This window comes from Levilactobacillus namurensis (genome assembly GCF_032197885.1).
GTDB lineage: Bacteria > Bacillota > Bacilli > Lactobacillales > Lactobacillaceae > Levilactobacillus > Levilactobacillus namurensis_A.
Genome location: NZ_CP134159.1, coordinates 313,685 through 328,006, shown reverse-complemented (window position 1 = coordinate 328,006; position 14,322 = coordinate 313,685). Strand labels below are relative to the sequence as shown.

13 protein-coding genes are annotated in these 14,322 nt (G+C 54.6%); 9 read left to right on the top strand and 4 right to left on the bottom strand.

Annotated features, from left to right (window positions below; all coding sequences use genetic code 11):
- Positions 1–176: 176 nt before the first annotated feature.
- Positions 177–590 carry a hypothetical protein gene (locus RIN67_RS01310; RefSeq protein ID WP_264999738.1) on the bottom strand — a complete coding sequence of 138 codons (414 nt, stop codon included), beginning with the start codon at positions 588–590 and terminating at the stop codon, positions 177–179.
- 509 nt (positions 591–1,099) lie between these two features.
- Between RIN67_RS01310 and greA the strand changes: the two genes are divergently transcribed.
- The 4 genes from greA (at position 1,100) to RIN67_RS01290 (ending at position 4,301) form a co-directional block, all read left to right on the top strand.
- Complete coding sequence (gene greA, locus RIN67_RS01305) at positions 1,100–1,582, top strand: transcription elongation factor GreA (protein WP_264999739.1); 483 nt, start codon at positions 1,100–1,102, stop codon at positions 1,580–1,582.
- 70 nt (positions 1,583–1,652) lie between these two features.
- Positions 1,653–2,612, top strand: coding sequence for a ferrochelatase (gene hemH, locus RIN67_RS01300; RefSeq protein WP_264999740.1), 960 nt, complete (start codon positions 1,653–1,655; stop codon positions 2,610–2,612).
- A complete protein-coding gene (locus RIN67_RS01295; protein WP_264999741.1) occupies positions 2,602–3,924 on the top strand; it encodes an Nramp family divalent metal transporter in 1,323 nt (440 codons plus the stop codon). The genes hemH and RIN67_RS01295 overlap by 11 nt, the downstream gene beginning before the upstream one ends.
- A 185-nt stretch (positions 3,925–4,109) precedes the next feature.
- Positions 4,110–4,301, top strand: coding sequence for a hypothetical protein (locus RIN67_RS01290; protein ID WP_056944884.1), 192 nt, complete (start codon positions 4,110–4,112; stop codon positions 4,299–4,301).
- Positions 4,302–4,612: 311 nt separating this feature from the next.
- Here RIN67_RS01290 and RIN67_RS01285 read toward each other — a convergent pair whose 3' ends face one another.
- Together RIN67_RS01285 and RIN67_RS01280 are read right to left on the bottom strand one after the other, a co-directional pair.
- On the bottom strand, positions 4,613–7,003 hold the full coding sequence (locus tag RIN67_RS01285) for a phosphoketolase family protein (RefSeq protein WP_107740073.1): 2,391 nt from the start codon (positions 7,001–7,003) through the stop codon (positions 4,613–4,615).
- A gap of 710 nt (positions 7,004–7,713) precedes the next feature.
- Positions 7,714–8,439 (bottom strand): GntR family transcriptional regulator, encoded by a 726-nt coding sequence (locus RIN67_RS01280; RefSeq protein WP_024747092.1) that lies wholly within the window; start codon positions 8,437–8,439, stop codon positions 7,714–7,716.
- A gap of 150 nt (positions 8,440–8,589) precedes the next feature.
- On the opposite strand from RIN67_RS01280, the gene ybaK reads away from it, so the two are divergent.
- The 5 genes from ybaK (at position 8,590) to nadC (ending at position 12,908) form a co-directional block, all read left to right on the top strand.
- On the top strand, positions 8,590–9,093 hold the full coding sequence (gene ybaK, locus RIN67_RS01275) for a Cys-tRNA(Pro) deacylase (protein WP_264999742.1): 504 nt from the start codon (positions 8,590–8,592) through the stop codon (positions 9,091–9,093).
- A 3-nt stretch (positions 9,094–9,096) separates the two neighbouring features.
- Positions 9,097–9,900: a hypothetical protein gene (locus tag RIN67_RS01270; protein WP_264999743.1), complete on the top strand. Its 804-nt coding sequence runs from the start codon at positions 9,097–9,099 to the stop codon at positions 9,898–9,900.
- Positions 9,901–10,016: 116 nt separating this feature from the next.
- Positions 10,017–10,766, top strand: coding sequence for an NUDIX domain-containing protein (locus tag RIN67_RS01265; RefSeq protein ID WP_264999744.1), 750 nt, complete (start codon positions 10,017–10,019; stop codon positions 10,764–10,766).
- Positions 10,767–10,882: 116 nt separating this feature from the next.
- On the top strand, positions 10,883–12,079 hold the full coding sequence (locus tag RIN67_RS01260) for an MFS transporter (RefSeq protein ID WP_024747088.1): 1,197 nt from the start codon (positions 10,883–10,885) through the stop codon (positions 12,077–12,079).
- Positions 12,063–12,908, top strand: a complete 846-nt coding sequence (gene nadC / locus RIN67_RS01255) for a carboxylating nicotinate-nucleotide diphosphorylase (RefSeq protein ID WP_264999745.1) — start codon at positions 12,063–12,065, stop codon at positions 12,906–12,908. Before RIN67_RS01260 ends, nadC begins: the two co-directional genes overlap by 17 nt.
- 99 nt (positions 12,909–13,007) lie before the next feature.
- Here nadC and RIN67_RS01250 read toward each other — a convergent pair whose 3' ends face one another.
- Positions 13,008–14,312, bottom strand: a complete 1,305-nt coding sequence (locus RIN67_RS01250; protein ID WP_313826087.1) for an MFS transporter — start codon at positions 14,310–14,312, stop codon at positions 13,008–13,010.
- Between the last annotated feature and the right edge of the window lie 10 nt (positions 14,313–14,322).

Here is a 14,322-nt window from a genome sequence, read left to right as displayed (position 1 = left end):
TATCTCTTAGATGATGGTCAAAACTACTCGCATGGGTAGTTTCCCCGTCGAATCAGCTTATCCAACTCTCACTGACCCTTTCCAACACTGTTACTATAACATGCCCGCAATCAATCAACCGATAAGCTACAAAAACGTCAAAAAAACAACGTTAATGTGTTAAACGGACAAACAACTCAATTGTGCCGTAGCAAATACGTCAAAAATCCGCCTAAAACCACCGGCGCAATGAAGGCCAACAAGAGATCCACGGCCAAGCGCCAGTACCAGGCCAACGCGGTTTTCGGGGCGGCCTGCAGCTTGGTTGATCGCTGGTGGGCTTTTTCGTAAACCGACGCCGTATCGTCCGCGGCCCGGTGCTTCCGGCGCCGGTGAATCGTGGGGGCGTCGACTTGGCGATGGTCTTCCAAGATGGCCCACTTGGCGAACGGGAAGCACAGCCAGCTGGCCACGAAGTACCAGTCCGCCCCCGTCATTCCGGGCATCAGCCGTAGTTGGGTATAGTTGAAGTGGCCTAACAAGGCAATCACGGCCGTAAACAGTAGGCCAATTCCCGCCTCTCGGGCCCAGTACTTAAAGGTTAATCGCATGTGCATGTCTTCCTTTCCGGTTCTGCGTTAAAATAAAGTTATTATCTAGTTGCATAGTGCTGAGATGAGATGAAACTGGTCGCCTTACCGGGCGTTCGACGGTCCGCGGGTTCAGACGGCCCCAACAGCCGATTGGCAGGGCCGTGACGCCAGTGGGCACGACTTTGAGCTTCGCCAAACCCGCGAATCTCAAAGCTCGGCCTTAGCCTAAGGCCAGCAGCCCACTGGCCTAACGCTAATGTCACCGGCTGGGCCCTATCGGCTGTTGGGGCCTAACGGTGGTGGTTATTTTTCAACCACGTGAGGTCCAATTCAACGGCTAGTGTTAGCCGAGAGGGCGTCCAGACAGGGCTCAGCCGTGAAATTATTCTTAGCTGGCGTTCCTCAGCCGGCTTAGAATAAGGCCCAGCTTCGAGACCGCTCTGTGGCTCGAAGTGGTGCCCACGGCGTTCCAGCCCTGTCTGGACGCCCGGTAAGGCGAATGATCCAAACTAAACGGAGGTGCTTTGATGCCTAATCAATTTAATCCGATTACTGCGGCTGGTTACCACCAGATTCAAGCGAAGATTCATGCTTTGGAAGTGGACCGGCCCAAGAAGATTGCCAGTCTGGCCGAGGCCCGGGCGCACGGTGATTTATCCGAAAATGCCGAATACAGTGCCGCCAAACGGGACCTGCGTCACCTGGAAAGCCGCCTACGGTTCTTGAACAAACAGCTCCAATACGCCAAAGTCGTGACCCCACAGGCCAACGACACCGTCGAACTGGGCAAGTGGGTCACCCTGGACTTCTTAGACGACCACGAGACCGCGACTTATCAGCTGGTGGGTGCCGCTGAAGCGGACCTCGACGCCGGCAAAACCACCCGGGTCTCCCCATTGGGAAAGGCCATCTTCGGCCACCATCCCGGCGAGACCGTGACGGTTCAGGCGCCCGCCGCCCGCTACGCCGTCAAGATTACGGCCGTCAGCCTGACCCCGCCCCAAAAATAAGCTATGTCTCATGATAGCACAGTCCACCGCTCGTCAGAATCGAACGGTGGGTGCCAAGGAGGTTTTTTTAATGAAAACTGGCTTACTCTTAGTCAACCTGGGCTCACCCGCCACGCCGCGAACCCCAGATGTCAAACGGTACCTACGTGAGTTCCTAAGCGACCCCAACGTGATCGAACTGCCTCAATGGTTCTGGCAGCCCCTCCTGCGGGGTATCATTCTCCCCCTGCGCTCTTGGCGCTCCGCCACCTTCTACCAACATATCTGGACGAAAAGCGGGTCGCCACTGGTGGCCTACACCCAAATCATGACCGACCAAGTCCAACAAGCGTTGCCCGACTGGGACGTCCGCTACGCCATGACTTACGGAGAGCCCCACATCGGCCCCACACTCCAGGCCATGGCTCAGGCGGGGTGTGAGCAAACCGTGGTCCTGCCGCTCTTCCCCCAGTACACCCAAAGCACTACGGCCCCCATCATCCACCAGGCTCAAGCCGCCGACGTGCCCATCACCATCGTCCACCACTTCTACGACCAGCCGACGTACCAAAAGCTCCTGGCCCACCATTTACATAGCGCCTTACAACAGCGGGACTACGACGCGGTCCTGTTCAGTTATCACAGTATTCCCACCGCCATGGTCCGCCACGGTGACCCCTACCAGGCCGAGTGCGAAGCCACGACCGCGGGCGTGCTCAAGTATCTTCCCGAGCTCCCCGCAGCCAAAGTCACGACCACCTACCAGTCCAAGTTCGGACCAATGCCCTGGCTCAAGCCCTACTTAAAGAATACGCTGCTGCAACTGGTCGAACTGGGCAAGCGCAACGTCCTGATCACCACGCCCTCCTTTGTGGCTGACTGTCTGGAAACCCTGGAAGAGGATAACGTCCAAAACTACCAGGCCTTCAAAGCCAGCGGGGGCGACGCCTACCAGTTGGTCCCGCCCATGAACGGTGACCCAGCGTTCAGTCAATTTCTGGCCGACCTAGCCGTTCACCAATTGAAAGGAAGCGTTGCGCATGCCCACTAAACCCGACCGGCCCAGTCTAGAAGAAATCAACGCCAGTGTCCGGGTCCCCAGCGTCTACGAGCCCAGCTTCTTTCAGAAATTCCTAGCCTACAGCGGGCCCGGCGCCCTGGTGGCCGTGGGGTACATGGACCCCGGCAACTGGTTGACGTCTCTGGCCGGCGGCAGTCAGTACCGCTACACCCTATTAGCCGTCCTCTGGATTGCTATCCTGATTGCCATGTTCATGCAGGCCCTGGCCATCAAGCTGGGGGTAGTCTCCCGGTTGGACCTGGCCCAAGCTATCGCCGGACGCTTGCCCACTAGCGGGCGTATCCTGCTCTGGCTCCTCAACGAGGTGGCCATGATGGCGACCGACCTGACCGGGGTCTTAGGCACCGCCATTGCGCTAAAACTCCTCTTCGGCCTGCCCCTACTCTGGGGGATTCTCCTCACGATCCTGGATGTCCTGGTAGTCTTACTCTTCCTGCGTTTCGGTATCCGGCGCGTGGAATTCATCGTGTTAGCTGCCATCGTGACCGTCGGCGTGATTTTTGGTTTAGAGGTCTTCCGGGCCCATCCCGCTTGGCACGCCATCGCCACCGGCCTGGTACCCACGCCCCGGTTACTGACCCACCACGCTGAACTGGTACTGAGCTTAGGCATTGTGGGAGCCACCATCATGCCGCATAATCTGTACCTCCACTCATCCCTCGCCCAGAGTCGCCGCTACGACCAGCACGACCCCCGGCAGGTCACCGAAGCACTGCGGTTCGCCCGCTGGGACTCGACCGTGCACCTGATTGCGGCGCTCCTCATCAACGCGCTCCTCTTAATCTTGGGCGGCACCCTCTTCTGGCAGACCACCGGCCACCTCAGCAGTCTACAAGGCGTTTTCTACAGCCTCAAAGATCCTACCGTGGTAGGCAACTTAGCCAGCCCGGTCATGAGTTGGCTCTTCGCCTTTGCCCTCCTGATTACTGGCCTGATCTCCTCCATCACCAGCACGCTTTCGGGGCAGATCGTCATGGAAGGCTACCTCCATATTCGGTTGCCCCTCTGGCAACGGCGTCTACTGACCCGCGCGGTCACCCTGGTCCCCATTCTGGTGGTCGGGGCCGTTGTGGGCTTTAACGACCAGGCCTTTGAGAACATGATCATCGACGCCCAGATTGTCTTGAGCGTGGCGCTGCCCTTCACCCTATTTCCGTTGATTCACCTGACCAGCGACCAGACCCTGATGGGCGCGCACACGAATCACCGGGCGACTCAATTCGTCGGGTATGCGCTGGCGGGCATCATCACGATGCTGAACCTGGAATTAATTTTTGCCTGACACTCACCGTACTTTGACGGTAGGTTAGTTTAACCTATCAAAATACCCCAACCAGGTACGTTTTTTTACTAAAATCAGTTATCCACGGTATATTTATCATGTAGCGGGGGAACCGTCAGCCAGCACCACGTTTCATCGAAAGAAGTGTTCTGGCGGCAACATTATGATTATGGGGGGTAATCGTTATGTTTGATATTTTGACTAGTTCTGTCACCTCTGGGCTATCCACGTTCTTTACGTTTTTGGTTCTCTTCTTCTTCGTTTACGGTCTGATTACGTTCTGTTACCATCAATGGGCCGCACACAAGAAGCGGATGGCCAACCGGAGACTACGTGCCTGGGCTAAACCAACTGGAATCCAGTTCTGGAAGGAATAAGTAAGTTGTCAAACTCCTGTATACGTCAACGACCGTTTCAGCTTAGCCATGACTGAAACGGTTTTTTTATCTGGCTTCAGCTAAAGTTATCCACCTGTTGATAACTTTAACTGGTAATTTTTAGGATTCTGGACCATTTATCCACAGAATTATCCCCAGTATCCCCAGATGATTCCCCGTCTTTGGGGATAACCCCCGTCGAACTAGACTTATCCCCAGGAACCCAAAAAGGACACGGTCAGCCAACGTCGTAACGCTGGACAACCGTGTCCTTCATTTTAATTAAGATGCATTCGGAACTTATTCCGTAATTACTTCAATGGCTTCCATTGCCAGTTGTTTACTTCTGGCAAGTCGGTCCCAACCTCACGGATGTAAGCCGTGTGCTTAGCGACCATGTCATCCATGCGTTGAACGAAGTAAGCGCCCTTAACGGCATATTCTGGAATGTCGTTGACCGCTTCCTTAGCCAAGTCGAAGCGATCCAACTGGTTAAGAACCCGCATGTCGAATGGCGTGGTAATGTCCCCGTTTTCACGGTAGCCATGAACGTGCAAGTTGTGGTTGTGCCGGTCGAAGAACAGGTCCTTAATCATCCCTTCGAAACCGTGCCATGCAAAGATGACAGGCTTGTCCGTGGTGAACAGACGGTCGAATTCTTCATCGGAGAGGCCACGAGGGTCCAACTTAGGTGAACGCAACTTCAGGATGTCGACCACGTTGATGTAACGGATCTTCATCTCTGGGAATTCATCATGCAGCAGAGAAATTGCGGCTAAGGATTCCCAAGTTGGTTCAGTTCCGGCAGAAGCAAAGACGATGTCTGGTTCTTGACCTTGATCAGTCGATGCCCAGTCAACGTAGCCCAGACCATTGTGAACCAGGTTCGTGGCTTCATCAATGGAGAACCATTGTGGCCGTGGGTGCTTGGACGTAACCAGCACGTTGATCTTGCTGCGGCTCCGGAAAGCCACATCAGAGACGGCTAACAAGGTGTTGGCATCAGCTGGCAGGTATTCACGAACCAAGCTGGCCTTTTTTTCAGCCATATGCGTTAACAGACCTGGATCTTGGTGGGTGTATCCGTTGTGGTCTTGTTGGAACACAGTGGAAGTATCCACGAAGTTCAAGGATGGGTAGTCGTGACGCCAGTCTTGTTCGCCGGCCTTCCGCAACCACTTCATGTGTTGCGTCAACATCGAGTCAACGACCCGACCGAAGGCTTCATAGGTGGCGAAGTAACCGTGACGACCAGTCAGGACGTAACCTTCCAACCAACCTTCAGCTTGGTGTTCGGAAAGTTGTGAGTCAATGATCCGACCATGTGGGGCCATATTTTCATCATATGGTTCGTGAATGTCTTCTTCCCATTGACGCTTCCCGTAGTCTAAGGCGTGGTACAGCCGGTTAGACTTGGTTTCATCAGGACCGAAGCCCCGGAAGTTATTCGGGTTCAACTTCATGATGTCGGCCAAGTACTTGGACCAGACTAACATGTCTTGAGCAATGGTCTTCCCATGTTCTTGAATGTCGAGGGCGTACTTCTTGTAATCTGGCAACTTCAATGGTTCTGGCTTGATCCCACCATTGGTGATTGGGTTCATTGCCATCCGTTGGTCACCCTTAGGCGCCATGTCCCGAACTTCTTGCTTGATCGTTCCGTCTTCGTTGAAGAGTTCCTCTGGCTTGTAAGACTTCAACCAGTCGGTCAACAGGTCAACGTGTTCCATGTCACCAGCGGAAACTGGAATTGGAACTTGGTGAGCCCGGAAGGACCCTTCGATTGGGTTGCCGTCCAAGTCATGCTTAGGACCAGTCCAGCCCTTAGGGGAACGGAAGATGATCATTGGCCAGTGTGGCAACGTATCATCGTTGTTTTCACGGGCGTTCTTTTGAATTGCCTTGATCTTTTCGATACTGTCGTCCATGGCCTTGGCCATGTCTTCAGTGACCCGCATGTAGTCGGTGTCGTTGTCGACACTGATTTCAACAAAGTGTGGGTCCCAACCCATACCCTTGAAGTATTCGGTCAATTCTTCGTCGGACATCCGAGAAAGAATCGTTGGGTTGGAAATCTTGAACCCGTTCATGTTGATGATTGGCAGAACCGCACCATCTTTGATTGGGTTGATGAACTTGTCGGAGAACCAAGAAGCGGCCAAAGGACCAGTTTCGGCTTCCCCATCACCAATTTCAACAGCGGCGATCACGTCTGGGTTATCTAAAATCGCACCAGTTCCGTGGGACAGGCTGTAGCCAAGTTCCCCACCTTCGTGGATGGAACCTGGGGTCTCAGGTGCGGCATGAGAAGCAACCCCACCTGGGAAGGAGAATTGCTTGAACAAGCGTTGCAGACCTTGTTCGTCTTGCGAGATGTTAGGATAAATTTCACTGTAGCTACCATCAAGATATGAGTTCGATACCATCACTTGGCCACCGTGACCTGAACCTTCGATATAGAACATGTTCAAGTCATACTTTTGAATGACCCGGTTTAAGTTTGCGTAAATAAAGTTTTGAGACGCAATGGTGCCCCAATGTCCGATAGGCTTGATCTTAACATCGTCAGAAGTCAGGTCACGCTTTAACAGCGGGTTGTCCCGTAAGAACAACTGACCTACAGAGAGATAATTGGCTGCGCGCCAGTAGCGGTCAACGCCTTCCAAGTATTCCTTGGAGTCGTAGTTTGCATTTGCTGCCATGTAATTAACACTCCTTCTTTGAAATCGATACTGCATAATCTAGCTGATAGAAGCTGCGTAAACCCCATCTCAGCAGACCGAGATGTCGTTTACAGTCCCTATCATACAACGTTTTTAATGAAAGTCAACCTTTTTGTAAATTGATACGGTCCAATTAATTAAACAACAGGTCCACGACTCAAGGGAAGTAAAGTTTCCCAATCCGCTTGTGGATTTTTTCGCCTTACCGGGCGGCCAGCCAGGGCTGGAACGCAGTGGGCACAACTTCGAGCCTAAGAGCGGTCTCGAAGATTGGCCTTTGAATAGGCGAGCCAAAAACGCTCCCCAAGTCAAATTTCACTGCTGAGCCCTGGCTGACCGCCCTCACGGCTTACATCTACCGTTGCTGATCTCAAGGTCAGGCTTTCAGCATAACGTCAGGTCCCGGTAGCCGATAGGGCCCAGCCGGTGAAATTGGCGTTAGGTCAGCGGTCTTCTGACCTTAGGCCAAGGCCCAGTTTTAAGACGGGCGGTCTTGGCGCGGCTTAAAATGGTGCCCACTGGCGTCACGGCCCTGCCAATCGGCTACTGGGACCGAACCTTCCCGCGAATGTCCCTGGCTGGCCGCCCGGTAAGGCAAATGCCAATTATAGCCTATCAAGGATTTTAGGGATTAGCGATTAATTGGGTTTAAAAAACGGCCACCAGTAAGGTGACCGTCAAGACTGTGACTATTCTTCATCTAATGACACAAAGGTGTTATAGTTCAAATATTGGTAGTGCAGGCGCATGTTCGACACTTCAAACGGCGTCCCGTCATCCAGGAAGAAGATGCCTTCCATCAACCCTACCGGTTCCACGGGCTTCAGGTGCAACAGCTCCTGATCATCCGCCGTCGATGGGGCCGCTTGAATCGACATGAACGACTTGGTGACCACTTTGCCCTGACTCTCTAAATAGTTAAAGATAGAACTCGAAACGGTCTCCTGCGAGAGGTTCGGCGCAATCTTGATGGGGATGTACCCCGTTTCAATCATGAACGGTTGCTGGTTAAAGAGCCGCAACCGCCGAATCTCGTAGACGAAATCACCAGGATTCAAAAAGAGATCCTGCTGAATCTCAGGACTCGCCGGAATCACGTTAAAACTCAAGAGTTTGATGCCCGGCGTGTTGCCTGCCGACTTCATACTGTCAGTAATTCCTAAATTTGACCCCTCATATTGAAAAATTGTCTGGTTTTTCATATATAATGGGTTAATAAAGGTCCCTGACCCACGTTTTTTAAAAATAATTCCTTGGTTGGCTAGGATGCTTAGCGCGCGCTTGACCGAACTGCGACTCACGCCGTACGCTTCGCTCAGGCTCCGCTCGTCAGGCAGCCGCTTATTAGGGAATTCATTGTGGTGAATGCGTTGCTTTAAGTCCCGCATGACCTGTCGATAAACTAAATCTGCCATGATATCTCCTCATTACTCATCAACTAGATACTTCTCTGTGTTAGAGTATAACAGGTTTTGCCGGCGGTGTCTGCTTTTCCCTAAAAGTGACCGTTCCATTTTAGTTTAAAGGCCGGACCAATTAATTTAATTTCAGAAAGGTGACGCGCAATGGCAAAGAAAAGGAAAGCCAAACGGTTACACAAAACGTTAGTGGAACAAATTCTCGACAAGAACAAGGTCGCTTATAAACAATACGAATTCGCGACCCACATGGCCGGTGACGTGGCTCAGATGGAAGTCGACCACGCCGACGTTGACGAACACCACATCTACAAGACCTTAGTCCTCAGTGGCAACGTCACGGGGCCGTTGGTGGGCGTACTGCCGATCGACGAACACTTAGACGAGAAGAAACTCGCCAAGGTCTCCGGCAACAAGAAGGTCGACATGATCCCCCTCAAGAACCTGGTCAAGACCACCGGTTACGAACACGGTGCCAACACGCCGGTGGGTATCTGGGAAAAGAAACAGTTCCCCATCTTCATCGACCAGACGGCCCACGACCAGGGACAGATTCTGGTCTCCTCGGGTCAGATTGGCCGGTCGGTCGAAGTCAACGCCGACGACCTGGCCGACCTGGTTCATGGGACCTTCACCGACCTGCTGGAATAGCCGATGACTGTCGACTACGCGCTTATCTTTAAGAACCTGGGGCTGGTCGGTCTCTGGTTATTGGTCATCCCGTTCCTGTTCATCACGCTACTGACCTACATCAACCGCGATACCAAGCGCTACCTGGCGAACGGCTGCGGAATCAACAGTGAGCTGTACCTGGGCTGGCTGGGCATCTTCTTTCACGAGACCAGCCACCTACTCGTGGCGCTCTTATTCGGCCACCACATCACCAGCTTCCGCCTGTTGAAACGCCCGCATCCCGACCAGACCACGCCCAACGGCGACCGGGACCTGACGCTAGGCTACGTCAACCATACCTGGAACCAGAATAGCTGGTACCAAAACACGGGGAACCTGTTTATCGGTATCGCCCCCATCTTCGGGTGCAGCCTGGTGCTCCTGGGACTGACGGCTTGGCTGTTACCCAGCTTGTTTCAAAGCATCCTCGCCCTGACCACCACGCCGCTGAGTCTGGACTGGGAGAACTTCCGCGAAGCGCTGACTGGCGCCACCGATCCTTGGTGGCATTGGCTGATTGCCCTGATCTTAGCCATCAACATCAGCGTGGGTGGCTTCGACCTGAGCCAGGCCGACTTCGCCAATTCTAAGACGGGCTTGATTGGCTTCACGGCCGTTATCACCGCCATTACGGTGGTCCTCACACTGCTTCAGGCCGCTTCAGGGTGGCTCAAGAGCATCGCCGCCATCATCCTGGTCCTCAGTGTGGTCTTGACGTTTTCGCTGGTGGTTTCCGTGCTCGCGAACCTCCTCGTGCGGTTGTTTCTGCAGATCAAATGGCATTAAGGCAACCACTAAGTCGACCGTCACGGGGACTTAGTGGTTTTTGCCAACTGCCCATTGCGTTTCACTCATAGACGCGGTATTTTGACACTATCCTCATTCGTAAAGGAGGTCCCACCATGTCCCGCCCCGACATCACCATCACCAACATCATCTGGAGCTTCGATCAAGCCACCCAACAGGTCAACGTCCTGTTGCTCAAACGCGCTGAAGCGCCCTACCCCGACTACTGGGCCTTACCCGAGACCACCATGCGCTTCAACGAGAGTGCCGATGACGCGGCCCTGCGGTTGGTCCGGGAAAAGATTGGCTTGGCTCTGGATAGCTTCCACACCGAACAACTGGCCACCTTCACCCATCCCCGTCGCGTCCCCGGGCAACGCCAGCTCTCACTGGCCTACATGACCTTTCTCCCCGAGATGCCCGCCCTGGTTCCGGGATACGGTGCCACGGCCGCTCAGTGGTTTACCTTCCAATCAGCGGCTGACCATTACCAGGTCCACCACGACCACACCAGCTTCTCGACGGTCACCACCACGGCTGACCGCTACTACAACCAGTTGGTCAAGCAGGTCAGTACGCCCGCCAGTCAGCTGGCTTTCGACCACGACTGGATCTTGACGGTCGCGTGCGACCGAATCCGCAACAAGCTCGACTATCAGCCCAACATCCTGTTGATCTTGGGCCCCACGTTCACGCTCAAGGCGGCCCGGACCATCTTCGCCGTCTTCTTGCACCGGGACCTGGCGACCATCGACAATTCCAACTTCAAGAAAAATCACCAGCACCTGCTGACGGCCGTGGGAACCTCTAGCGCCGCACACGCCGGGCGACCAGCGACCGTCTACCGGTTGAACTATCTCCCTTGACAAGTGCCGGCAACTCGCCTATATTGGATACCAAGTCGAATAAAAGTCGTTTCGACTTTTATTTTACGATAATAAAAGTATTTATTACCTTTATTCTGATTTGGGAGGAATTTTTCATGGAACTCAAGAATTACCGATTGTTAATCATTGTCGGCACGGCCTGGCTCTTCGATGCCATGGACGTGGCGATGCTGTCCTTTATCATGCCCCTCTTGAAGACGGAGTGGCAACTGTCTCCCCTTCAACTGGGGGTCGTCAGTTCGGCGACGTCCGTGGGGATGATCTTCGGGGCGCTGATCTGCGGTTACTTAGCGGACCGGTTCGGCCGAAAGCACGTCCTGATCTATACCCTGCTGCTCTTCTCGTTCGGGAACCTGCTCCTGACGGTAGCGCCAAATGTGACCGCCTTTATCCTGATTCGCTTCATCACCGGGATTGGGCTGGGGGGTGAACTCCCCGTCGCCGCCACCGTCATCGCCGACCACTACCGCGGGACCCAACAGTCCCGGATGCTGGTCCTGGCCGATAGTTTCTGGGCGATTGGTTGGCTCCTAGCCTCCGTCTTGGCCTTCTGGGTCATGCCACTAATCGGCTGGCGGCCCACGGTTCTGATTACCGCTATCACGGTCCTGTACGCCTTAATGATGCGCCGCCACTTACCTGCCGACCAACCCCGGCAACCCCAAGCCCGGCCATCCTACAAGGCCGTCTGGCAACCCGCTTACCGGAAGCAGACCCTGGTCTTGAGTCTTCTCTGGTTCATCGTGATGCTGACCTACTACGGGATGTTCCTTTGGTTGCCTAGTATCCTGGTACTCCGTGGCTTCACCATCATCCATAGCTTCAGCTACACCCTCTTGATCACTCTGGCCCAACTTCCCGGGTACTACTTAGCCGCTTACTTGATGGGCAAGCTACAACGAAAGACGGTCCTCTTGATCTACCTCTTCGGGACCGTGGTCAGCGTCTTGGCCTTCAGTCTGGCCAACAGCAACTTCACGATTCTCGCCAGTGGCGCTTGGCTGTCCTTCTTCGACTTGGGGGCTTGGGGCACGTTGATTGCCCTGACGCCGGGGCAATTCCCACAAGCCATCCGGGCAACCGGGATGGGGACGGCGCAATCCATCGGTCGGATTGGCGCGACCATCGGCCCTTACATGGTCGGGTTCTTACTCCAGCTCAAGTTCTCCCTAACCGCGATTTTAGGCGTCTTCATAGGCTTTCTCCTGGTGGGCATCGTCCTTCTGGCCTTGGGCGTAAAGGATACCGCCCTAGCACCTAAGGGGGCGGTCACCCATGACCCTAGCCACTAATACGCTCCGGCCAGCTTTACGGGCCTTCCTCCAAGAAGACCTGGGGGCCACCGGAGATGCTAGCCGGGCGGCCTACGTGGACCGGCCCATCACGGCCCGTATCATCGCTAAGCAAGCCGGTGTCTTGGCGGGACAAACTTTGCCACCAGTCCTGATGGCGCTACTGGATCCCGCGGTCACCTACCGTCCCGTCGTAAGCGATGGGGACCTGGTCACCCCGGGAACCGTCGTGGGTCACCTCAGTGGTCCCGCAAGCGTCCTGTTAGCCGGTGAACGAACCCTGTTGAACCTGATGCAACGGATGAGTGGCATCGCGACGGCCACCCATGCGGCGGTCGACGCCCTCAACGATCCCCAGATTGGGATTCTGGATACGCGTAAAACCGCCCCTGGTCTGCGGCTCTTCGACAAGTATGCCGTCCAGTGCGGAGGTGGTGTGAACCACCGCATGGGGCTCTACGACGCCGTCATGCTCAAGGATAACCACTGGCGGCTGATGACCGACCTGCCGACCGCTCTGTGTCGTTTGACCCACGCCGTCGGCCCCACCAAGCGGATCGAGGTGGAGGTCGAGACGCCCGCTGAATTGGCGGCGACGATTGCTTGTCGGGTCGAGATGATCCTGATCGACAACCAATCGCCCGACACGGTCCGCCGGTGGTGTGCTCAGATTCCTAGCGACCTGCGCCGGCAAATGACCATCGAGGCCTCCGGCGGTATCGTTCCCGCTACCCTGCCGACCTACGCCCGGACCGGAGTCGATTACCTCTCGCTGGGCTACCTGACCAACAGCGTTCAGGCGCTAGACCTGTCCTTGGAATTCGACTAGCCGCCCTGGCATGAGACCATAACCTACTAAAAGCGCCTTTCCCCAAATGAACTGATCATTTGAAGAAAGGCGCTTTTTCAGCTCGAACCAGGTACGCGCCTAGTCCTGCTTTTGATGTTTGAAAACGACAAAGTAAAAGCCGAAGTTGAGAATTCCCAAAATCGCAATCAACCCAAAGGCCAACTGACTCCCTAACGCCGTCGAATGAGCGTACGAGAGGTTGCCCCCCTTGACTGACGACATCAACGCCGCCAGAATCGTGGTCCCTAAGGAGCCCGCGAACTGTTGACCGGTATTGTAGATGGCGTTGGCATCGGCCCGTTGGGTGATGTCCACTTCCTTTAACCCGTTAGTCATGGTGTTACTGAAAGCCATTGACCGCCCAATACTGAAGACAATGTACAGGCCGGCAATCGTCACGACCGTCAGCCGTTGCCCCATCAGGGTGAACCCTAACGCCGTAATCAGGCTTCCCGGCAACAGCATCAGCCCACCGGCTAACGAGGTCGCCCCCACTACGATTTGGGCGTAGTTCGGCAACTCAAAGTTGATCCCGATGTTACAGAACTGCAGGATCACGTAGGCGAAGAAACTGTACGTAAAGATTGGATTCCGGAAAATCTCAAGCTTCAATAATTGCTTATCACTATGCTTGGCCACCTGGACGTAACGCAATAACGCCGCGATTCCCAGGACCAAGCCGCCCAAGAACTGCCAGCTTAACCAGCCGGCCGTGCTCAAACTGTTGACCCCCAACATAATCGCGACGAACGCCACGGCTAGGAGTGCGAACTGGTGCCAGTTGAACTTGACGTCCTTAGTTGGCGAATACTGTTGAATGGCGCCGACCCCAAAGGCCAGGATCAAGAGTTCAATCGGTAACGTCGCCCAGAAGATCAGCCGCCAATTAGCCAAGGACACCATCAAGCCCCCGAACGTGGGCCCACTGGCGGGCGCAATCATCAGAATCAGACTGGACATCCCCATGTAAAAGCCCAACCGCGCCCGGGGGACGCTTTCTACGATCACGTTGATCATCAACGGAATCGCGATTCCGGCACAGCCGGATTGGACCAACCGTCCCAATAGAAGGATGGCGAAATTAGGGGCGAGCGCACAAATCAGATCACCTAAAATGAACAACAACGCGGCGGTCACGAATAACTGCCGGTTGGTAAAGCGTTGTTTCAGAAACGCCGAAGTAATCATCAGTAACGCCACCGTCAATAAGTACCCGGTGGTGATCCACTGCACGGTACTCAACGAAACGTGCATGGTCCGCATCAACGTCGGGAACGTCACGTTCATCGAAGTTTCCACCAAAATTCCAAAAAAGGCCATTAGCGCCACGGCCACGATGGCCACCAGCCGCTTACCAGCCACTCTTTGCGGTTCTTCTGTCATCTGCTAACCC